This window comes from Phenylobacterium sp. 58.2.17 (genome assembly GCF_026411515.1).
Lineage (GTDB): Bacteria > Pseudomonadota > Alphaproteobacteria > Caulobacterales > Caulobacteraceae > Phenylobacterium.
In genome coordinates this window covers 90,522-111,248 of sequence record NZ_JAPMTQ010000006.1, presented here as the reverse complement: position 1 = coordinate 111,248, position 20,727 = coordinate 90,522, and the positions used below count along the sequence as shown (strand labels likewise).

Annotated in this window: 18 protein-coding genes; 10 read left to right on the top strand and 8 right to left on the bottom strand. The window is 62.9% G+C overall.

Features of this window, described 5'->3' with window-relative positions; translation table 11 throughout:
• The first annotated feature begins 4 nt into the window (after positions 1-4).
• The 6 genes from OUA97_RS07020 to OUA97_RS06995 all read left to right on the top strand — a co-directional run bounded on the left by OUA97_RS07020 (position 5) and on the right by OUA97_RS06995 (position 5,085).
• A complete protein-coding gene (locus OUA97_RS07020; RefSeq protein ID WP_267231110.1) occupies positions 5-331 on the top strand; it encodes a DUF736 domain-containing protein in 327 nt (108 codons plus the stop codon).
• Positions 332-403: 72 nt separating this feature from the next.
• On the top strand, positions 404-1,306 hold the full coding sequence (locus OUA97_RS07015) for an ArdC family protein (protein ID WP_267231109.1): 903 nt from the start codon (positions 404-406) through the stop codon (positions 1,304-1,306).
• Between the two features lie 69 nt (positions 1,307-1,375).
• Positions 1,376-2,182 (top strand): hypothetical protein, encoded by an 807-nt coding sequence (locus tag OUA97_RS07010; RefSeq protein ID WP_267231108.1) that lies wholly within the window; start codon positions 1,376-1,378, stop codon positions 2,180-2,182.
• A gap of 30 nt (positions 2,183-2,212) precedes the next feature.
• Positions 2,213-3,454, top strand: a complete 1,242-nt coding sequence (locus OUA97_RS07005) for a hypothetical protein (RefSeq protein WP_267231107.1) — start codon at positions 2,213-2,215, stop codon at positions 3,452-3,454.
• 120 nt (positions 3,455-3,574) lie between these two features.
• A complete protein-coding gene (gene mobC / locus OUA97_RS07000; protein ID WP_267231106.1) occupies positions 3,575-4,099 on the top strand; it encodes a plasmid mobilization relaxosome protein MobC in 525 nt (174 codons plus the stop codon).
• 146 nt (positions 4,100-4,245) lie between these two features.
• Positions 4,246-5,085, top strand: a complete 840-nt coding sequence (locus tag OUA97_RS06995; protein WP_267231105.1) for a relaxase/mobilization nuclease domain-containing protein — start codon at positions 4,246-4,248, stop codon at positions 5,083-5,085.
• A gap of 239 nt (positions 5,086-5,324) precedes the next feature.
• On the opposite strand, the gene OUA97_RS06990 is transcribed toward OUA97_RS06995, so the two are convergent.
• The gene (locus OUA97_RS06990; RefSeq protein ID WP_267231104.1) at positions 5,325-7,868 is read right to left on the bottom strand and encodes a TonB-dependent receptor; all 2,544 of its coding nucleotides are present in this window, start codon (positions 7,866-7,868) and stop codon (positions 5,325-5,327) included.
• Positions 7,869-8,538: 670 nt separating this feature from the next.
• Between OUA97_RS06990 and OUA97_RS06985 the strand changes: the two genes are divergently transcribed.
• Positions 8,539-9,024 (top strand): MarR family winged helix-turn-helix transcriptional regulator, encoded by a 486-nt coding sequence (locus OUA97_RS06985; RefSeq protein WP_267231103.1) that lies wholly within the window; start codon positions 8,539-8,541, stop codon positions 9,022-9,024.
• A 665-nt stretch (positions 9,025-9,689) separates the two neighbouring features.
• Here the strand turns inward: OUA97_RS06985 and OUA97_RS06980 are convergent.
• The 3 genes from OUA97_RS06980 to OUA97_RS06970 form a co-directional block, all read right to left on the bottom strand.
• Positions 9,690-10,550: an alpha/beta fold hydrolase gene (locus OUA97_RS06980; protein ID WP_267231102.1), complete on the bottom strand. Its 861-nt coding sequence runs from the start codon at positions 10,548-10,550 to the stop codon at positions 9,690-9,692.
• Between the two features lie 747 nt (positions 10,551-11,297).
• Complete coding sequence (locus OUA97_RS06975) at positions 11,298-11,504, bottom strand: hypothetical protein (protein WP_267231101.1); 207 nt, start codon at positions 11,502-11,504, stop codon at positions 11,298-11,300.
• Positions 11,501-11,803, bottom strand: a complete 303-nt coding sequence (locus OUA97_RS06970; RefSeq protein ID WP_267231100.1) for a hypothetical protein — start codon at positions 11,801-11,803, stop codon at positions 11,501-11,503. Before OUA97_RS06970 ends, OUA97_RS06975 begins: the two co-directional genes overlap by 4 nt.
• Positions 11,804-12,312: 509 nt before the next feature.
• Between OUA97_RS06970 and OUA97_RS06965 the strand changes: the two genes are divergently transcribed.
• Entirely contained in the window at positions 12,313-13,998 is a 1,686-nt protein-coding gene (locus OUA97_RS06965) for a GMC family oxidoreductase (protein WP_416362414.1), read from the top strand.
• A 289-nt stretch (positions 13,999-14,287) separates the two neighbouring features.
• On the opposite strand, the gene OUA97_RS06960 is transcribed toward OUA97_RS06965, so the two are convergent.
• From OUA97_RS06960 to OUA97_RS06945, 4 genes are all read right to left on the bottom strand, one after another.
• Positions 14,288-15,031, bottom strand: coding sequence for an enoyl-CoA hydratase/isomerase family protein (locus tag OUA97_RS06960; RefSeq protein ID WP_267231099.1), 744 nt, complete (start codon positions 15,029-15,031; stop codon positions 14,288-14,290).
• 6 nt (positions 15,032-15,037) lie between these two features.
• Positions 15,038-16,045, bottom strand: coding sequence for an MBL fold metallo-hydrolase (locus OUA97_RS06955; protein WP_267231098.1), 1,008 nt, complete (start codon positions 16,043-16,045; stop codon positions 15,038-15,040).
• A gap of 52 nt (positions 16,046-16,097) precedes the next feature.
• Complete coding sequence (locus OUA97_RS06950; RefSeq protein WP_267231097.1) at positions 16,098-17,300, bottom strand: acyl-CoA dehydrogenase family protein; 1,203 nt, start codon at positions 17,298-17,300, stop codon at positions 16,098-16,100.
• A gap of 371 nt (positions 17,301-17,671) precedes the next feature.
• Positions 17,672-18,559 (bottom strand): alpha/beta fold hydrolase, encoded by an 888-nt coding sequence (locus tag OUA97_RS06945; protein WP_267231096.1) that lies wholly within the window; start codon positions 18,557-18,559, stop codon positions 17,672-17,674.
• A 156-nt stretch (positions 18,560-18,715) separates the two neighbouring features.
• Between OUA97_RS06945 and OUA97_RS06940 the strand changes: the two genes are divergently transcribed.
• Positions 18,716-19,525, top strand: coding sequence for an enoyl-CoA hydratase-related protein (locus tag OUA97_RS06940; protein WP_267231095.1), 810 nt, complete (start codon positions 18,716-18,718; stop codon positions 19,523-19,525).
• Between the two features lie 49 nt (positions 19,526-19,574).
• Complete coding sequence (locus OUA97_RS06935) at positions 19,575-20,717, top strand: NAD(P)H-dependent flavin oxidoreductase (protein ID WP_267231094.1); 1,143 nt, start codon at positions 19,575-19,577, stop codon at positions 20,715-20,717.
• The last annotated feature ends 10 nt before the right edge of the window (positions 20,718-20,727 follow it).

Here is a 20,727-nt window from a genome sequence, read left to right as displayed (position 1 = left end):
CACCATGGCGACCATCGGCACCTTCACCCAAGACGACGCCGGCAACTTCAACGGCGCGATCAAGACCCTGACCTTGAACGTCAAGCAGGCCACCCTGCGCAAGGTCGAGAAGGACAACGACAAGGCCCCGGACTTCCGCATCTTCTCAGGCCAGACCGAGTTCGGCGCGGCCTGGAAGAAGACCTCCCGCGAGAACCGGGACTACCTGTCGGTGAAGCTGGACGACCCGAGCTTCCCCGCCCCGATCTACGCCAGCCTGGTCGACGCCCCCGAAGGCGAGAGCGGGTCCGGCTACAGCCTGATCTGGTCGCGGAGCCGCCAGGCCGACTGACCGCCCGCAACGCGCCCCGCCGAACCGGCGGGGCGCGGTTCTTCCCAGAAATCCACAAGACAGGAGGCCGCCATGTCGCGCCCTCACGACCCCTCGCGCCCAGATCTCTACAGCCGGGTCACCGCCGCCATCGTCGCCGACCTCGAACGGGGCGTGCGGCCTTGGACCAAACCCTGGTCGGCCAAGCACCTGGCTGGTCGGATCAGCCGGCCGCTGCGCTCGACCGGCGAGCCCTACAGCGGGATCAATGTCATCCTGCTCTGGGCGGAAGCCACCGCTCGTGGCTACGCCGCGCCGATCTGGATCACCTTCCGCCAGGCCCTGGCGCTCGGCGCCCACGTCCGCAAGGGCGAGCATGGCGCGATCGTGGTCTACGCCAATCGGCTGCACCGCACCGAGACCGGCGCCGACGGTGACGACGTCGAGCGCGCGATCCCGTTCTTGAAGGCCTACACCGTGTTCAACGTCGAGCAGGTTGAGGGTCTGCCGGCGCACTTCTACGCCTCTGAAACGCCCCAGCTCGATCCGATCCAACGGATCGCCCATGCCGACGCCTTCTTCGCCGCGACAGGCGCCGACATCCGCCATGGCGGCGACCAGGCCTACTACGCGCTCCATCCGGACTACGTGCAGCTGCCGCCGTTCGAGTGCTTCGCCGATTCGGAGGCCTACTACGCCACCCTTGCGCACGAGTGCACCCACTGGACCCGGCATCCCACCCGGCTGGACCGGGACTTCGGGCGCAAGCGCTGGGGCGACGAAGGCTATGCCCGAGAAGAACTCGTCGCCGAGCTTGGCGCGGCATTTCTCTGCGCCGACCTGGGGTTGGCGCTGGAACCTCGCGCCGATCACGCCAGCTATCTTGCCAGCTGGTTGGAGGTGCTGGCGCAGGACAAGCGCTTCATCTTCACCGCCGCCGCCCACGCCCAGCGCGCGGCGGACTTCCTGCTCGCCCGGCAAACCCACACGGCCTAGGGTCCAGGTCGCGCCGCCAGCGTTCCTGCGCTGGCGGCAAGGCCTGCGCCACTTGTCGGACCCCTCTCCATGGACGACCTCAGCTACGTCGATCTCGCGGCCATGCGCCATCTGACGGCGGGGCTCTCGTTCGACGTTGAGGGCTGCGCTGGGGTCCTGGATCACGCTCTCGTCTCCCTCAACGAGACGACCGGCTTTCCCGACCAGATGTGCGCCTGGGTACGGGCCGGGGCGTTCGCAAGCGGCTCGGGTCCCTATGTCGGGCTACCGCGCATCGTCATCGACGTGACCGAGACCACCGACGCCAAAGGCGGCCAAGCCTATTTTGCCATGGTGCTGCGCAGTCACGAGCCTGAGTCTGCGCCCGTGGTGCATCTCTCGATGCGGTCACCGACACTGGATATCCCAATACGCGTCGAGGTTCCGCTCCGGGCGCTACTCTTAGGCGGGCCCTCACTGCAAGGCGCCTACACCCTCTACCTCCACGCGCTTATCACGGACCGAGGCGACGACTACCTATACTACGGGATCACCCGGCGCGGCTGGAGTATCCGTTTCAACGAGCACACCCGAGCCGCGGTCGCGCAGAAGTCCAAGCGTTTGCTAGCCAAGACCCTGGACGACCTGATCCGTGCCCGCGTCGCGGAGCGAATGGGCGTCGTTGACTCCAAGCCGAAGCTCGCCGGGCTGGTGACGGCGCTCTGCAGCGTCGGGATGACGCGGGAGGACGCCCTCTTTCACGAAGAGCGGATGGTCGAAAAATACAGCCTCGCTTCCAAGCACCCCTTCGGGCTGAACATGATCCCCGGTGGTGAAGCAGGCATAGCGCAGGCGCAGCGGTTTAGAACCCGACGTGCGCCCAGCGCGCGAGCTTGACCCACGCAACTTCCAACGTAGATCTGGAGGATGGATCTCAAGGTCTTCTATTCCTGGCAGAGCGACCGCGAGAACAGGCTCTGTCGGGGCTTCATCGCCAAGGCGTTGGACGACGCGGTGAAGCGCCTCGCGACACGCCGCGGCCTCAAGGTGACGATCGATTCGGACACCAAGGGCGTCGTTGGCACGCCGCCGGTCAGCGACACCATCCTTCGGAAGATCAGGGACTGCGATGTGTTCCTGGCGGACATGACCTTTGTCGCCGAGACCGCCGCTGGAAAGCGGACGCCCAACCCCAACGTGCTGGTCGAGTACGGCTATGCGCTGCACGACAAGGGGGCGGAGCGCATCCTGTTGACGATGAACATCGAATTCGGTCCGGCCGACCTTCTGCCGTTTGACCTTCGCCATCTCCGGCATCCGATCGCCTACGCCGCTTCAGACGCGCTCGCCGATGACGCGCGGCGAGAAGCCCGGGCCGCGCTGAGCCGCACCTTGGAGCTCGCATTGGAAGCCATGGCCGACGACATCGGTGGGACTGCGCGACCCTCAGAGCGGCAGTTGCAGGAGGCTTTGAGAACGCTTGTCGTGGACACCCAGAACGCCCGGATCGCCAGCGATCCGCCTGTGCTGGTGTCACGTCCTCAGGCCGTGCTCTATCTGGCGCCAGCAACGGCGTTAGATCGTCCTCGTCTCGACCTGGCGCGCGTCAGCGCCGCGAGCCGGATGCTGGTCCCAAACGATGACGGTTGGGGTGTTGGCGGCCAGGATCAGCGGCAATGGTGGGCTCATGGACCGCCGCGCGAAGTGGCCGGGAACCTTAATCGGGAAGCGACTTGGTCCGCCCGGCTCCTACGCCCGGGCGTCGTCGAACAAATCCTCATGGTCGCCGAGCGGATCGACGACGATCAAGATATCGCCGTCGAGGGTCTGCGCCTGGAGACGGAGCTCATCGGGCGGATTGACCGCAGTCTTGCGCTTCTAGCGGCGATCGGCCTGGCGGGACCCACGCTCGTCGCCTTGGCGATGTACGATGTGCAGAATGTGCAGCTCCTCGCCGATCTGGCGACGCGACGGTTCCGCACCCCAAATCTCGGCCTGGGCGATGTGCTGCTCCCGGAAGGCACGACGCGGTCGGGTGATCTGGTCCGGAGCCTGCTGGACGACCTCTGGCTCGCGGCGGGTCGCGCCGATGGCTCGCCGTTCTACGATGGCGACGGACGGTGGGTGGGTTACGCGCCGGCGGGAGGCGTAACCTCCAAGCGTGGCTGATCGCGGCGGCCCAGCCCGTAAACCTACGCGTCGCGCGATCTCGAGTAGGGAGCCAGTCTGTCTCGTGGCTGTTGAGGGCAGGATAGCCTTGCCGGCAGCATTGTCAGACGAGGTCTCGCCGTGCCCACGTTCAGCGTCCGTCTCTGCGACGCGACCGCCCGCAGCTTCGACCAGGTCGCCGGAATGGTCGGCGGTCGATCGGTCCTGCTGCGCCGGCTTATCGCGCAGGCCGCGACAGCCGAGGCCGGGGAGCCAGCCACCCCGCGCCTCTATGACGGCCGCCCCGTGCGGATCATGGTCCGGCTGACGCAGCCCGACGCCATAGCCTTGGACCGCGAGGCACACGCCATGGGCTTGTCGAGAGCCGCTTGGGTCGCGGGTCTGGTCCGGCGCCGCGTCCGAGACCGGCCGACCTTCGCGCGGCCCGACGAGATCGCGCTAATCGCCATTCAAGGCGAACTGCGGCGCATCGGAGTCAACATCAATCAGATCGCGCGCGCGCTGAACACGGCTGTGCTGGAAGGGCGTGTGCTCGAGCTTGAACTGGGCGAAGTTCGCGATCTTTGCGTCGAAATCCGGAGCCACATGGCGGCGGTTCGCGAGGCATTCGTCGGAAATCTCGCCTATTGGGAGACCCCACGGTGACACGGTCCGTGAGGTGGGCTGGGTTCGAGGACCTCTGGTACGCCCCGGGCGCCATCCGCCGAACGCCCGAGGAGATCCTCAGCCCGGGCCGATCGCCCGCGATTCGCGCCCGTGTCGCGCGGCTCGTCCGCCGCGCGCCGGAGGTGATGGTCAAGGTGTCTGGCCGAACCCGCGACACCGCCCACCTTCTGGCGCATCTCGACTACATCAATCGACACGGCGGCCTAGCCCTGGAGGGGCGAGACGGAACCCTGCTAGACACCCGGGACTCCATTCGCGACGTCGCCGACGACTGGGGTGCGATGGCCATGGCTGACAGCCGCCGTCGGGCCACGACGCCGGTGAGCGTCTCGGTGGTGCTGTCGATGCCGGCGGGTACGAGCGCTTTCGCGGTCCGCGACGCCGCCCGGGATTTCGCGGCGTCGAGCTATCCGCAGTTTGACTATGTGTTCGCCCTGCACACGGATGCGCCCCATCCTCACGTGCACCTGGCGATCCGTGCGCTGGGCGAGCATGGAGAGCGCTTGAATCCCAAGAAGGCGGACCTGGCGGCATGGCGGGAGGCCTTCGCCCAGGCGCTCCGGGATCGTGGTGTGGAGGCCGAGGCCACGCCGCGGCGGGCGCGTGGGGTCCTGGATCGAAACGAATCCGTGTCCGCGCGCAGGCTGCGCGAGCGGCATGGCAAAGGGCAGGCGGCCGAGTCGTCGCGCCGGGCCAGCGACATCGAGCCTGGGCTGGAGACTGTCGTCCGTCCCGGCGCCACGGAAACCTTGGCCCGCCAGCGCCTCATCCGGCGCGGTTACCTGTTGCTAGCCCTTCAACTGTCGAGGTCTGAGAGCCCGCAGGACCGCGGGCTCGGCGCCGAACTGCTCGACTTTGTCGCGCAGTTGCCGAAACCAGACTGGCACGTTCGGTCGATGGGGCTTGGGCAATCCGGACGCCGCGCCCTGAAGAGATCCGAACGGCCTCCCGGCCGCGAACGCTAGGCGCCCAGGGGTCGCCGCGAGGTCAGCTGGTCGCTCAAGCTCGCCTTGCGTCGTCCAGTGGCGAACCAGTCGAAGTCATTGTGTCGGCTTTGGCTCATTTGTTCGTCGGGGAGCGCTGCACTGGCGCCTAAAGCACCCTGAGCGGCCAATGTTCGGGTCGATTCCCAGCGCCGTACTACACCTTGGCAGAGCTTGACCGTTCCCTGGCGTGCCAAGGAACGGTCCTAGCCACTCATGCTTCAGAAGCGATACTGAAGCTCGACACCATACGTCCGCGGAAAGTTCGGCTTTAGGGTCGTCCTCTGAATGCCGCTTGGAGAGGGAGCTCCTGTGCGAAAGTCCTGATAGGCCAACTCGTCAAAGGCGTTCTTCAAGTATGCGATGATCGTGAAGCGGTCATCGGCATCCTTCCATAGCGCTCTCAGATCGACGACTTCGTTCGAGGGGGAGCGGAAGCCTTCCTGAGCGAACACCACCGCCTGTTGCTCGTCGGTGAACGTGTAGGTCCCGCCGAGGATCAATTCACCTTCAGAAAACTCAATCGTATAGTTGACGCCAAGATTGAGCTTGTTCTCCGGCGTTAGAGGGAGACGGTTGCCTACGAGGGTCTGTGGCCGACCGCCACTTGGTAAGACGGCTCCAGTCGGCCGAGCTCCGGCCTGGAGCGCGCGCGGATCGGCCGTGTCGACAAAGCAGCAGCCGCTCTTCAACTCGGTGTTGAGGTAGGAGTAGCTGGCGAAAATCTGCAAATGGTCGATCGGAGCCCACTGGGCTTCCATCTCCAGGCCCCAGCTCACCGCATCGAGGTTGATGAACTGGCTTCCTGTAGATCCCGTCGCTGGGTTGAGCACGACGGTGAGGGGCGCCTGGAACCCCTTATAGTCCGCGTAGAAGAGGGCGGAGTTCAATTGGAACCGTCCGCCAAACGTCTTCTTCAAGCCAACTTCGTAATTGTCGACATACTCTGGGTCGGCGTACGGGAACGGTGTGAGTCCGTTCGACGCGAGCCAGCCGCCGGACTTGTAGCCGCGGCTGTAGCGGGCATAGGCGTTGGTGTCATCGTCCGGCTGCCACTGCAGTCCCAAAGTTCCTGTCCAGGCGTCATAGTCTTGAGCAAGGTCTCGGGTCAGCCCACCATTTGGCGCGGCCCGAAGGTTTGCGTAGAGCGGGTTGGCGAGGCAGGTGGCGATTGTCGGCCCCCCGCACACAACGAAGGTGGTGAAGTCCACCGCGAGCCCCTGACCGACGGCGGCTGGGATTCCGGCCGCAGCCAGAATGGTGGTCGTTGTGTTGGTGCGCGAGACGTAGCGCGCCGAATCCGTCCCCGACTTTTCGTCGACTGTGTATCGGATGCCACCTGTCACGGTGAGCGTTTCGGTGATGTCATAGTCGATTTGTAAGAAGGCGGCGTAGGAATCCACCTCCAGTGTGCCGTCAACAAAAAGATAGTTACCTTGCGGGTTTGGAGCAGCCGGCCCCCCCGTCGCCAAGCTTATGGGGTTTTGAACCGATGGGTCGTTTAGGACCCTCTGGCCTTGCGGTTGGGCGTAGGTCTGATGATACTGGTAAAGGCCGGCGATCCATCTCAGCGGGCCATCGCTATTTGAAGATAGGTTGATTTCGTTGGAATACCACTTCTGGTCTTCACGGTAGAAGAATCGCTGATCGGGCGACACGCCCAAAGCGGTGTAGGCGCCGAACGGCGTTGCAGCCGGCACACTGAAGAGCCCGCTTCGCGATGAACGATCCTCGTCACCTGCAGTGTCGTAAACGTACGTCTGGTATCCGCCCAGGTACTTGAGCGTCATGCCGCCAAGGTCCCAGGTCAAGTCGAAGTGAAGCCGCTCGTGGTTGCTGAGCTTACCTTCACTCGTCTGATTGGTGTTGATCTTGTAAGGATCGCTTGTCGCCGGATTGATCCCAGCAAAGCCGAAGGTTGGATTGTAGTAGAGTCCAGCGTTGCCCAAACCAGTCGGGGAGGTTGTGTCGTAGTTGTTCGTCACCGACTCGTGGACATTCCCGACGCCGAAGCTGTCATCCCAGTCGAACTTCGAGTACCGCAACCGGGCGGTAATGTTCTCACCAAGGTCGGCCTCCACCTGAGCCTCGACGATGTATCGCTTGACCGCGCTGGAGTCGCCAGCGGGCCCCAGATTCTTAAAGAATCCCTTCTCTCGACGCTCCACGGAGCCACCCAGAAGGAAGCGGAGGCCATCGGTGATTGGTCCGCGGACCAGGGCGTCGGTTCGCCAGGTGCCGTAATTCCCGAGGACCGCGCGTACCTCTCCATTGAAGTCATCCGTCGGGCGTTTAGCGATGATGTTCAAAGCACCGCCGATCGAATTGCGGCCATAGAGCGTACCCTGCGGTCCTCGGAGGATTTCTGTGCGTTCTATGAGCAACGACGGCGTTGCGGCGTCAGCCATCGAATTTGAGAAAATTCCATCAGAGTAGAGCGCCACGGATGGGTCCGTGCCGATAGCGTTGGTCAATCTACCGAAACCGCGAATGGATAGCCGGTCATTATTCGTGTAGGTGACGCTAGGCGACACCCGCGCTAAATCCTCAACGTTGCTCACGCCGAGAAGATCTCGGCGTTCGCTCGTGTAGGCCGTAACTGCAACAGGGACGTCTTGGAGGCTCTGATCACGCTTCTCAGCCGTGACAATGAGCTCCTCAATCATAAAGTCCGTATCCTGCGCCCAGCCCTGCGATGCTGCGGCCAAGGTCAATGCTGATGCGCCGAAGGCGAGAGCCAGGCGCAGTTTGGAATGTTTGGTCATGTCCCCTCCCAGTCGGTGAGACGTTTTCGTCCTTAGGCCCGACGGTAATGGCACGAACCGTAATGCACATTACAGATATTGCAAGGTCCGCTTTAGCTTCGCCTTCTGTAGGTTCAGCAAGATGGCGCGGCCCGTGGCTCAAAGGCCGCTGATTGATGGAGCCGGCGACCCCCGGCATGGTGGACTAGAGTCCATGGAGCGCAGGCCAGGCCGCAACCGAGGCCCGGCGGGGATGAGAAGGCCGACGGCGCGACCAGCTCTTCGCGACACATCTCACCTTTGCCGAGCGCAGCTGGTAGATTCGCTTTTGGGCCGATCAGAAACCAGACTCGACCTTAACGCAGCTATCGCGGGACGATCCCCAACGCACCTTCGGGGGCTGGATCAAGCTCTGGCGGGCGATTTTCGAGGGCCGGCGATGTGAAGTTGCGCGGATCCGGATGGGCTAACCCAGCAAGTACGAAAGGCACACAAGGCAAATGCCAGGAGAGAGGTGGACCGCGTCGCAAGGACCAAATCGTGTTCTGCGGTTGGCGCGCCCGCTTCCGGAGTAGAGGCGAAGGGGGATAAGCTAGTAAATGGCCGGAGTCGGCGCAAACCTTGGTGATGATGTTAACTTTACGGAAAGCGATATAATGCCGGTCAAAAACCAGTTGAGAAGCGAAGTCCTATGATTGAAGAGACGGGGGAGCCGCTCTCAGAGGTAGATTTTCGAGCGAACTTCAGCCCGTTAGGAGCTGGCTATCTTCTGGCGGATGTCACAAGGCTTATGCGCGCGGCCTTCGATGAAAAAATGCTGGAGCTTGGATTAACTGCGACCTCTTGGAGGGTGTTGGTCTACCTTCATCGCCAGGACGGGATGTCTCAGGCTGAACTTGCGCGGCAGCTGGAAGTCAGCCGGGCTTCCCTTGGCCAGATGATTGATCGCCTTGAAGCAAGTGGTCACGTTGCGCGCGCAGAACACCCTGATGATCGCCGCATGTGGTGCGTTCACCTCACGGACAAAACCCGCAAAGTAATGTCAGATATAAACCAGAAGGCGAAGGACGTGCATGCGGCAAGTTTCGGCAAGCTGAACCCTTTGGACTATGAGCGGCTCACCCAGATTCTCTCGCAGCTCCGTAGGATCATGTTGAAGAACAACGAGCGCGCGTGATCACTGCCAAGTGATCGCGATCAGGACCCGCCGCTCAACTCGGCGCCCCTGGCTTCTAAACTTCGCGCCGGCGTAGCACACCAAGCGAGCTGAGAGACGCGCGCCCGATCTGCTGTGACCCGGCCGCATCGGACAAGGTCGACGCCCCTCATCGAAATCGACACCAATAATCTCGCTCTGTCGCAACTGTCTGGGTCGTGCCCCGTCACGAGAACTTGCGAAGCAAAGAGGCGGCGCAGCGTGTTCGCCGCGCCGCCCAAGCGCCCCGCACGTGCCCCTGGAGGTAGATCGGGACCGCCCGGGGGGGAGACGCTCACGGCGGTAGTGTCCGAAGCGCCTTCAAGCAGATAGTAATGATGCATATCATAAATGGCAATACGATAGCGCGCGTTGAACGCGGGCAGCCTAGGCGTTCTTACGATGGGAACCGTGAATCGGGGCAATCGCGGCCGCAACCCAATCAAGCCCGCGAGACGCGCGACGCTCACGAGGCAGATTGTAGGCCAATGGCCGAGTAGGGACCCGCTCGTCCGCCCACTCACCCCAACGGCGTGTTCAGGCGTCTGGCGGTGCCGGGATGCGTCGCGGCCCGGGCGAAGCGGCTCTGAACGTCTATTGCGGAGGCGTCCGACTCCGAGGCACGCCGGGCGACACCCTTCGCGGGCCTAGATTTGGCGGTCAAGTTGCTCAAGAAATCCTACCGCGGCGCTGAGGAAGGCGTCGTTGCGATCGCCCGCCACCATGTGCGACGCGCCGGCGACGTCGGTGAACTTTGCATTTGGAAGCTGCGCGACGAAGGCTTCCGCCGCCTCGTGCGACACCAACTCGCTCAGCCGGCCTCTGATGAGATGCACCGGGAGCCTCAATTCGGGCAATCGCGATTCGAACATGTCGACATCTCTTAGGGATCGACCGCGATGGACGCCTGAGACGAATCCGGGATCCCAATGCCAGCGGAGCCGACCATCGGCTCCTTGGCGGAGGTTCTTGGCCAATCCGGAATGGTCGGCTGGCCGCGGCCGGTGCGGCAGGTAGGCTGCAATAACATCGGAAGCTTCTTCAAGGCTTCCAAAGCCCTGCGCGATATGCGCGCCCATGAACTCCATGACTTTGGCGGCGCCATCTGGGTCCATGCTCGGAACGATATCGACGAGCGTGATTGAACTGAAGCTTCCGGGCGCATATTCTGCCTCTGCGTACAAACCGGCGAGGCCACCGAGCGACGCGCCGATCAACGCCGGGCGGCCACCCATTGCGCGTGCAACATCGGCGAGATCCTCTGCAAACCTTTGGATCCCATAGTCGCCCGTCGGCGACCAACCGCTGTCGCCATGGCCGCGGAGATCCAGGGTGACCGCTTCCCAGCCCCGATCCCCCAACGCCGCCGCGGTCTTGGCCCATGCATGACGGGTCTGGCCACCGCCATGCGCCATGAGGACGGAGCCGCGCGTCGGGCTCCCGTATCGGTCTGCGACGAGGTCAAGGCCGTCAGTTGTGCTGAAGACGGCTCGGATCGGTTCATTCATATGGGGTTCTCATTCGTGCGCCCGACCCGACCGCTTCGCCTGTCGGATACTGGCGACAGTCACCGCTCTATGCCCCAGTACCACAGCCAGCTGTGTTCGCACCGCAATCTCGCCGATCTGATGCTCGGGGCGACGTGACCGCTTCGCTCATCACTGCGCCGTTCCGGCCAAGGTGGCGTGCCGGATGGCGCACGTCGCCTGTCACGATCAAGCCCGTGCGGCCTCTAGCCCTCCGCGCTAAGAACTGTGCCTGGCGCTCGTATCCCTCCGGCGCCTGTTCGAGCCCGGTATGCATCGAGCGCATCAAGGTTCGGCTGCGAAGAGTGCCGAACCGCAAATCCGGCGGTGACAACAGATGCGGATAGAGCGGAATGTCCATACTGCGCCGGGACTCAGAAGGTTGCCATGGTTTGAGAGATCGCTACTCGACCGTGAGCGGTCTCACAGCGCATAATGGCCCCACCGTCGCCGGTGCGCCATATCTTCGTAACGCGCGTGTCGCCGTACATCACCCGGTTAGCAGACCCGCATTGGAACGACGGGAGCGCGGCGGGTCGTCGGCGCACAACTCTCACAAGACGGCGTGGCCGAATCCCACAAGACGGCGTGGCCGAATCCCACAAGACGGCGTGGCCGAAGAGTCCGTAGGTGCACAGCCCATGCATGAACGGCGCATCGAAGCCACCCATTCTGGCGAATGTCGGATCGGGAATGCCGCTGCCAGAGGGCCCGTAGATCGCGCCTTGCTCAGCACGAGTCTCGAAGCGAGCCTCGTTGTCCGGCGTCGCCTTCCAGAGTCGAGCGCCCTTGCTCGCCGCGAAAACCGCCGGCGCCGCGCACGAACAGCGTCGCGTGGGTTCGGAAGAGGTCGCCTTCAGCAGCCCGGGCCAAACTTTCCACGCCGACCACGGCAGCCTTTCCCCTGTCCCAGACCTCAGTGATGCGGTCGCTCACCTCGACGCTGGCTTCGAGGGGAGGGGGCGGAAGAGCTTAATGAACTGTTCGCCATGCGACAGCATCTGCAAGCGCATCTCGACCGTGCCCATCATTCCGGCCAGCGCCGTTCCACCCGGAATGAGGGCATAGGTCGGGAGGACCCTTGGCCCCCGCTCTTCGTAGATGAAATCCAGGTCGTTTGCCGGTCTCGCCCCGCCCCCCAAGGCGCAGAGCATAGTGTCCTTGGAGGACCAGGTTGGAGCGGCGGTCGGAAATTCGAGTCCGACGAGATCGAGCGAGATCGGCTGACGGGTCATGGCGTCTCTCGAGGAAGGCCTTTCTAGCTCAAAGTTGGAGACACCAGCCCCAACGGGACGGGTTCTGCCGCCTGTTGGCTATCGTCATGGGGTGCACATCCCATCTCAAACCATGCCTTGACCCGTATAAGATATATGTGTTTTTACGCGCGCCATATATATGAAGGATGGGTCGCGCCGGTGGGTGACTAAATCTGCCCTTGGGCGCAAGCCAACCCGCGCGGCGCTGGACTAGGTGTTTGGTCCCGGCATTTGTGGGGCGAAGGCAACTGAACACGAACAGCGGCGGGCCACCGACTGGATCGATGCTTGTGAAAGAAAATCCCTCTAGGACTCGTCATTCGCCGCCCGAGCGCACAACGTCAGCGATGTGTTATGCAATACCGTAGCTTTGTGAGGGCGGGCGGGCCACAGTCACCCTGTATTCGGGCGCGTAATTGCTGATACATTGGTCGCTGCAATCTTATATCACCCAGGATCAATTCTTATAGAAGAGATTTCTGCATTATTTGTATTTGATCAGCGCTGGAGTTGGTGCCATTACCTTGCAGGTGGACTACATTATCGTGGGCGCGGGATCGGCGGGATGCGTCCTCGCCAATCGTCTTACCGCTGACGGCAAGACGCGTGTGCTTCTTTTGGAAGCAGGCGGCGACGACCGGCCGATGCATAACCCCTCACAATTCTTATCGAATGTGATGATCCATGTGCCTGTGGGTTACTCGCAGGCGTTGAAGGATCCGAAGGTCAACTGGCTCTACCAAACCGAACCCGATCCCGGCTCCGGCGGGCGTCAGCATGCCTGGCCGCGCGGCAAGGTATTGGGCGGCTCATCCTCAATCAACGCAATGCTCTACATTCGCGGCCAGCGGGAAGATTATGATGGCTGGCGCCAGCTCGGATGCGAAGGCTGGTCCTATGATGACGTGAAGCCATATTTTCTGCGGTCGCAGCATCAGGAGCGCGGAGCGGACGACTGGAACGCCACAGGGGGCCCCCTCAACGTCTCCGACATGCGCGACCGCCATCCTGTGTCGGACGCCGTCATAGATGCATGTGTGCAGGCGGGCCTGCCGCGGATAGAGGATTTGAACGCCGCTCAGCAGGAGGGTGCGACTTGGTTCCAGGTGACAATGAAGAACGGCCGGCGCTGGTCCGCCGCGGTCGCATATCTACATCCGGTTCTGAAGCGATCGAACCTTGTCGTTGAAACCGGTTCCCTCGCCACCCGGGTCCTCTTCCGGGAGAAGCGCGCGGTCGGCGTCGAGTTCATCCAGAACGGTATGCGACGGACAGCGACAGCCAATGCCGAGGTGATCCTGGCCGGCGGTGCGGTCAATTCGCCCCAACTCCTACAGCTTTCTGGCGTCGGTCCTGCGGCCCTTCTGCAAGAGCATGGAATTCCCGTGGTGGCGGACGTGCCGGGCGTAGGCGAAAACCTGCAGGATCACTACGTGGTCGGCCTGCGTTACCGGTTGAAGAAGGGAGTCCTCTCCGTCAATGAGATGTCTAAAGGTCGGCGACTCGTGGGGGAGGCCCTGAAGTACGCCTTCTTGAGACGGGGGCTTCTGACGCTGTCGGCTGCGCATATCGCCGCCTTCGTCAAATCTCGGCCTGATCTCTCTACACCTGACATCCAGTTTCATATCTTGCCTGCCACCATGGACGCAGAAAAGCTCGCCACCCAGCAGAAGATGGAACTTGAAGGTGAGCCAGGCCTCACCATCGCTCCCTGCCAACTGCGTCCTGAAAGCCGTGGCACGATCCGCATCAAGTCGGCCGAATCCAGCGTCTACCCAGCCATCGCGCCCAACTATTTGGCCGATCCGCTCGACCAGGAGGTCGCTATCGCAGGCCTTAAGTGGGGGCGCAAGATTGCGAGCCAACCGGCTCTTACTCGCTTCATCGACCATGAGATGAACCCAGGTCCGGGCTTCGCGACTGATGACATGTTGCTGACTTATGCACGGATGGGCGGCACCACCATCTACCACCCGGTCGGCACATGTATGATGGGCAGTGGGCCGATGGCCGTGGTCGATCCGCAGCTCCGGGTGCGAGGCGTCGAGGCGCTCCGTATCGTAGACGCTTCGATAATGCCGCGCCTCGTTTCAGGCAACACCAACGCACCGACGATGATGATCGCTGAAAAGGCCTCGGACATGATCCTTGGGAAGGCGGTGGCGGCAAGATAGATATAAAGAACGGTGAAGACAGATGCACGATACACGCTTGTCCCTCGACGTTAATGACCATTTCAGTCCTGGGCCGTAACTCCGTAAGCCGAGATGTGTCTGATGCTTGGCTGACCTATTGATGAGATGGGAGGGTGGGACCGCCGGACCCCGCAACCTGGGAGTTATTCTTTGCCGTCTCGCTTGATGTCTTCCCGGCCTTCCCGGGATGACCCGCGAAAGCTGACACCATGAACAGATATCGCAACGGTGACCGGGCTCTGGCCTGTTATAACCGACGGTCAGGAGATTAGGCGATTGGGCGCTTTGTGAATTGCCTGATCCGATCGGCCATGTCCGGTCCTACGCCTTGACTTCGATAAACCTCGTGCGCCAGGCCCGCCTGCTGTGGCAGGCCATCGGTTTCGGTCAACAGCCGCTTGTTCGCGGCATGGCTGAACGACGAATTGGCGAGAATTTCAGCGGTGAGCCTGCCTATGGCCGCTTCGAACTCGGCATCGCAGACGCAGGTGTTGGCGAGGCCAATGGTCTCGGCCTGTCGTCCTGAATAGGTACGGCAGGTGAACATCATCTCGCGCGCCTTGTAGGTTCCCACCCGTCGTGGAAGCCGCTGGCTGAGGCCCCAGACCGGCGTCAAGGCCCATTTGGCGTGGGTGTCGCCGAATTTGGCGGATTCGGCCGCAAGAATGATGTCGCCGGCCAGGGCAAGCTCCAGGGCACCGGTGTAGCAATGGCCGTGCACAGCGCTGACGACCGGCGAAGGAAGGTCGGCGAGGCGTTGGATGACATGCGACTGATAGTTGGGCCGGGGAAGTTTTTCGCCCGCGGCGATCTCGCCGAGATCGTGGCCCGCCGAGAAGCACCGCCCGGCGCCGCGCAGCACGACGACGCCAACCGGCGCCGCCTCCAGGTCGGCGACGTGGGCCTCGAGCGCCTTGAAAAGATCGACATTCAGCGCGTTGAGCTTGTCCGGCCGATTCAGCGTCAGCTGGCAGGCGCCGTCCCGGTCAGCGCGAAGCACGAGATCATCCATTGAGTTCTATCCGATGTTGTTTTTCAAGTTTGTCGTCTTCTCCCAACGTCCGGCAGCAGGGGCGTCCATCGCCTCGGCGTCGAAGCGGAACCCCGCACCCGCCCGCTTTATGTATCCCGCCGTCGGCGGCGCGTAGTGAGTGCCTATCACTAGGATCGGCTTGTCGGCCCAATCGGCAAACAGTCGCGCGCGCGTCGCCGCCGCCGCCCTCGGGTCGCTATCGAACGAGGGAGACCAATGCGGGTGGGCCATCTGGCAGGGGTGGTGACTCATGTCGCCGGTGATGACTGCGCACTCACCTTCGGACTCGATCATCACGCTGACATGGCCAGGCGTATGTCCGGTGCTGGGCGTGAGCCGAAGGTGGGGCGAGATGCGGTGATCCATTTCGACGAACTCAGCGAGCCCCGCGTCGAGAATGGGCTGTACCGAGTCCGATAGGATCGTTTGCTGTTCCTCGTCGCCTTCTGCGCTCCAGTGGGCGAATTCCGTCTTGCCGAGCAGGTAGCGGGCATTTGGAAATGTCGGAACCCACGCGCCATCCTCAAGTTTGGTGTTCCAGCCCACGTGATCCACATGCAGGTGGGTGCAGACCACGGCATCGACACTCTCCTGCGTCCAGCCGACCTCGGCCATGGACTGCAGGAAGCCGGTGGCCAGCGGCTGTCCACGCAGAATGGACCGCGGCCGATCGTTTCCGATACAGGTATCGACCACCAGCCGCAGGCCCGGCGCATCCACCAGCAGCGCGTGGATGGACAGCAGAAGCTGATCCTGCTCGTTGACGAAATTCGGGTACAGCCACGCGATGGCTCGCAACGCCTCGGGCGTCGCCTCGGCCAGAAAAGGGTTGGCTCGATTGTATGGGATCGGAATCTGGAGTTCCACGACCCGGGTGATCTTCACCGCCCCAACTTGCCAACTCAGCATCGCGGCCTCCCTTTGGTCATGTTCGCGGGCCGCATCGCGGCGGAGGAAATCCAGGTTGAAAAATTGTCCAATCTCAGCTGACACTTAAGCCTCTGCTCGCCCTCGCGAATTCTGCCACGCTCACTCGCTCACTCGCTCAGTTGGCTGCGGTCAGATCGGGCAAGCCCAGGATCCGCTTGGAGATGATGTTGTTCTGCACTTCCTGGCTGCCGCCATAGATCGTGCTGGCCTTTCCGCCCAGCCAGCCGCGCACGGCGTCCAACTCCACTGAGGTGAAATCCTCACCAGCCCAACCCAGACCCTGGTGACCCATGATCTCGAGCGTGAGTTCGGACCGATCCTGGATCCAGCGGGTGCCGGCGTTCTTCATGATCGAGGTCGCCGCCGACGGGTCGGTCTTGCCCTTGGCTTCCGCCATCGCACGCATCGCCGTCTGCTGGAAGGCGCGCCCGTCCATCTCGTTTGACACGATCCGGGTACGCAAATCGCTGTCGGCCAGTTGACCCTGCGCGTCGACGCCGACATAGGCCTTGGCGAGGTCCGGAAGGGCTGCGGAACCGCCGAGGGCGTTTCCCATGCTCGAAATGCTAGAGCGCTCGTGCTGCAGGAGCCGCTTCCCGATCGTCCAGCCGGCGTTTAGCGGGCCCACCAGATCCTTCTTCTCGGCGCGCACGTTCGTCAGGAAGGTTTCGCAGAACGGCGAGCTGCCGGCGATCAGCTTGATTGGCCGCACCTCGACGCCGGGCTGGTGCATGGTGAAGAGCACGAAAGAGATGCCTTCATGCTTTTTCGTGGTGTCGGTGCGAACGAGACAGAAGCACCAGTCAGCCCATTGGGCGCCCGACGTCCAAATCTTCTGGCCATTGATCAGATAGTGGTCGCCATTATCCTCGCATCGCGTCTGCAGCGAGGCCAGATCGGAACCGGCCCCGGGCTCGGAGTAGCCTTGGCACCACTGAACTTCGCCCCGGCAGATCGGCCGTAGGTGTTCTAGCTTCTGCTGCTCGGTTCCGTACTCAAGCAACGTCGGGCCGAACATCATGACGCCCATTCCACCGATCGGGTTATATGCCCGCGCGCGCGCAAATTCCTGCTGGATGATGCGAGCTTGGCCCGAAGAAAGGTCAGCCCCGCCATATGCGGCAGGCCACGTTGGCGTTCCCCAACCCTTTTCGCCGACCACTTTCCGCCATTCGGTCTGTTCCTCGGTCGGCGCCGGTCGCTCTTCGAGGGTGATTGGATTTCCTAGCCCCTTCAGGTCCGGCGGGAAGTTGGCCTGGACCCATTCCCGCACCTCCTGCCGAAACGCCTCGATAATCGGGTCTGCGCCTTCAACCACTAGAAAATCTCCATTGTCGGATAGGACATGCTCAGTTTCAAAGACGGATAGGACGGTCGCGATTGGACGGCGTAGTCGTCAGACGGCGATCTCCTGGAGATCTGAAGCATTGATGTGGCAGATTAAATTCCATTCCTGCGCGCTCAAATCTTTGGTGTGCTCCTCGAGCATTGTTTTCGACAGCGGCCAGGGGGAATTAGAATGTGGTAGATCGTTCGCGGACTCCAGTCGACGGACATTGCAAATGCGGCCATCGCACCCTTGGTCACTGGCCCTGTCCCGGACTGCCTCGACATGAATCCCGCTGGTGGCCTCTGTTGTAGCGGTGCGTCAGGGGCGGGCCGAGCCAACGATGCCTTTTCAACATCCTGCTAAGGCGCATTTCTGCCGACTTTGGCCGGCTGTCCGGAATTCTGCCGATCGAGAAAGCCGACCACAGCGTCGAGGAAGGCGTCATTGCGATCCCCCGCGACCATGTGAGAAGCGCCAGCGACATCGGTAAACTGGGCGTTGCTCAATTTCGCGACGAAATCTTCGGCGGCTTGACGCGTCACTAATTCGCTCAGCCGACCACGAATGAGGTGTACTGGCAGGGTTAGGCTGGCGAGTCCGGTGTCGAACGCTTGCGCATCTCGCCTCGACCGTTCCCGGTTCACGCCCGCCACGAAGCTCGGATCCCAATGCCAGTGGTATCGGCCATTGCCGCCGCGACGCAAGTTCTTCGCCAATCCCGACAGGTCCGAGGGTCTGGGGCGGTGGGGCAAATAGGTGCCGATGACGTCGGCCGCCTCCTCAAGGCTGCCAAATCCCTGGTCGACATGGGCACCCATGAATTCCAGCACCTTTGCCGCGCCATTCGGATCCATATTCGGAACGATGTCGACCAGGGTGATCGAACTGAAACTCCTAGGCGCGATCTCCGCTTCCGCGAGCAATCCCGCGAGGCCGCCGAGCGACGCGCCGATCAGCGCCGGACGTCCGCCCATCTCGTTCGCGACGATTGCAAGGTCGTCCGCGAACCGTTCCATCTGGTAGTCGCCCGTCGGCGACCAACCGCTATCGCCGTGGCCGCGCAGGTCTAGGGCGATGGCTTCCCAGCCGCGATCCGCCAGCGCCGCGGCGGTCTTGGCCCAGGCGTGCCGGGTCTGACCGCCCCCGTGCGCCAGAAGCACGCCGCCGCGAAGCGGCGCGCCGTAGCGGTCGGCGACGAGGTCGACGCCGTCGGTGGTTCTGAAGACGATACGGTGCGGTTGAGTCATCGAGAGTCCTCACTCGGGTAACAGCCTCCCGGCGCCATTGATCGATCCTGCCAATCGGCCTTCGCCGCCACAGATTTCGCTTCAAGCTTTCCTTCGTCCGGCGAGATAGCGTAGCATGAAGATGTCACAACAAAACACATATGTGCCGGAGAGATCATGAGCGTCGTTGTCACTTTCGAGCGGAGGGGGCAAGTCGCGCTCATCACCCTCAACCGGCCTGAGGCGAGAAACGCCATTTCCCCGGAGATGCTGGTTCGATTGGCCGACGCCTGGACTGTAGTGCGTGACGACCCCGACATCCGCGTCGCGGTTGTCACCGGCGCGGGTGACAAGGCTTTCTGTTCTGGAGCCGATCTTGGACGGTTCATTCCGTTGATGAGTCGCGCGCGACCACCCGAAGACGAGTGGGATCGACGTCTGCTGGCGGACGGGGAGATTCTGGGCCGTGGGCTTCTTCGGACCTTCGACGTGGTCAAGCCGGTGATTGCGGCGATCAACGGTCATGCGATCGCCGGGGGCATGGAACTGGCCCAGGGGACGGATTTGCGGGTCGCGTCCGAAACCGCGAAATTTGGGGTGCAGGAAGTCAAGTGGGCGATCTTCCCAGGCGGCGGCTCGACCGTGAGACTGCCCCGACAGATACCCTATGCCCGGGCCATGGAGTTGCTGCTCACTGGCGATCTCATCACCGCCGCAGAAGCGTTTGAGTTGGGGTTCCTCAATCGCGTGGCGCCCCAAGCCGACGTGCTGCCCACAGCCCTTGATCTGGCTGAACGCATCGCCGCCAACGGGCCGATCGCGGTGCAGGCCATCCGACGGTCGGCGCGAGCCTGCCTGGGCCGACCGGAACCTGAAGCGATGCAGATCGAAACTGAAATGGCAGCTCCTGTCTTCCGAACCGAGGACGCCCGGGAGGGACCGCTCGCCTTTATGCAGAAACGCAAGCCCGTCTTCCGGGGTCGCTGACCCAAGGTCGGCGCAGCCACGCTCATCATCAGAGACAAGGAACACCTTCATGGCTTTGCACAGCCGCATCTGCGACATTTTCGGCATCCGCTATCCCATCGTCCTCGCTGGAATGGGCGGGGCGAGCGTTCCTCGCCTTGCAGCGGCCGTCTCCAATGCCGGGGGGCTAGGAATTCTTGGCGCTGCGGCCTGCTCGCCCGAGGAACTTCGCGCGTGGATCCGCGAGGTGCGATCGCTCACCGACAAGCCCTTCGGCGTCGACACATTGCTGCCGGCCTCGGTCCGCCGCGAGGTAGTCGACGCGGCGGTAGGCTCCGGCGACGGCGGTAAGCCGTCGCCGATGGATCTGCTTGGCGACTATCAGGCGTTTGCAGCCGAATTCATGCGCCAGGAAGGCCTGCAAAAGGTCGCCCGCTCCCGCGACACCAACAATGCCGACGCCCGGGGTGGCCCGGCGTTCTTCTCAAAGGAGTTCTTCGAGGCGCAGATGGAGGTCGTGGTGGAGGAAAAGGTGCCGGTCTACGCCGCGGGCCTGGGAAACCCCGGTCCATGGATGGAGCAACTGCGGGAGAACGGCACGAAGATCATGGCCGTCATAGGGTCGGTGAAGCATGCGCTGCAGGTCGCAGCGTCCGGGATCGACGTGGTGGTCGCTCAGGGACATGACGGGGGCGGACACAATTCGCCGATCGGCACCATGGCCCTCATCCCCCAGGTCGTCGACGCCATGGCGGGGCGCATTCCGGTCCTCGGGGCCGGCGGGATCACCGACGGCCGCGGCGTGGCGGCCGCCATGATGCTGGGGGCCGAGGGCGCCTGGGTGGGCACCGCGTTCCTGGCGACAGAGGAAGCCGGCATTCAGCAGTTCCAGAAGGAGGTTCTGGTCGAGTACGGAGATGGCGACACCGTGGTGTCAAAATCCGTCACCGGGAAGCCGGCCAGGATCATCCGCAACAAGTGGGCGCAGGCTTGGGTCGACGCGGAGAAGTCGCCACTGCCCATGCCCTTCCAGTCGATCATCGCCGGACCCGTGCTAGCGGCGGCGACCCTGGACCAACGTAAGGATATCGCGCCTGGGTTCGCGGGCCAGGGCATGGGGCTCATCAAGGCGATTCGCCCCGCCAAGGACGTCCTCGAAGACCTCGTCAGCGGCGCCGAGACCGCGCTCGCTCTCGCCGATCAATTTCGCTGAAGTGGGAAGA

Coding starts and splice junctions, on each gene's coding strand:
- OUA97_RS06990 (WP_267231104.1), bottom strand. CDS start 7,868: ATGACCAAACATTCCAAACTGCGCCTGGCTCTCGCCTTCGGCGCATCA.
- OUA97_RS06970 (WP_267231100.1), bottom strand. CDS start 11,803: ATGACCCGTCAGCCGATCTCGCTCGATCTCGTCGGACTCGAATTTCCG.
- OUA97_RS06995 (WP_267231105.1), top strand. CDS start 4,246: ATGGTCAAGGTGTCTGGCCGAACCCGCGACACCGCCCACCTTCTGGCG.
- OUA97_RS06980 (WP_267231102.1), bottom strand. CDS start 10,550: ATGAATGAACCGATCCGAGCCGTCTTCAGCACAACTGACGGCCTTGAC.
- OUA97_RS06945 (WP_267231096.1), bottom strand. CDS start 18,559: ATGACTCAACCGCACCGTATCGTCTTCAGAACCACCGACGGCGTCGAC.
- OUA97_RS07010 (WP_267231108.1), top strand. CDS start 1,376: ATGGACGACCTCAGCTACGTCGATCTCGCGGCCATGCGCCATCTGACG.
- OUA97_RS06960 (WP_267231099.1), bottom strand. CDS start 15,031: ATGGATGATCTCGTGCTTCGCGCTGACCGGGACGGCGCCTGCCAGCTG.
- OUA97_RS07005 (WP_267231107.1), top strand. CDS start 2,213: ATGGATCTCAAGGTCTTCTATTCCTGGCAGAGCGACCGCGAGAACAGG.
- OUA97_RS07015 (WP_267231109.1), top strand. CDS start 404: ATGTCGCGCCCTCACGACCCCTCGCGCCCAGATCTCTACAGCCGGGTC.
- OUA97_RS06985 (WP_267231103.1), top strand. CDS start 8,539: ATGATTGAAGAGACGGGGGAGCCGCTCTCAGAGGTAGATTTTCGAGCG.
- OUA97_RS07020 (WP_267231110.1), top strand. CDS start 5: ATGGCGACCATCGGCACCTTCACCCAAGACGACGCCGGCAACTTCAAC.
- OUA97_RS06940 (WP_267231095.1), top strand. CDS start 18,716: ATGAGCGTCGTTGTCACTTTCGAGCGGAGGGGGCAAGTCGCGCTCATC.
- OUA97_RS06935 (WP_267231094.1), top strand. CDS start 19,575: ATGGCTTTGCACAGCCGCATCTGCGACATTTTCGGCATCCGCTATCCC.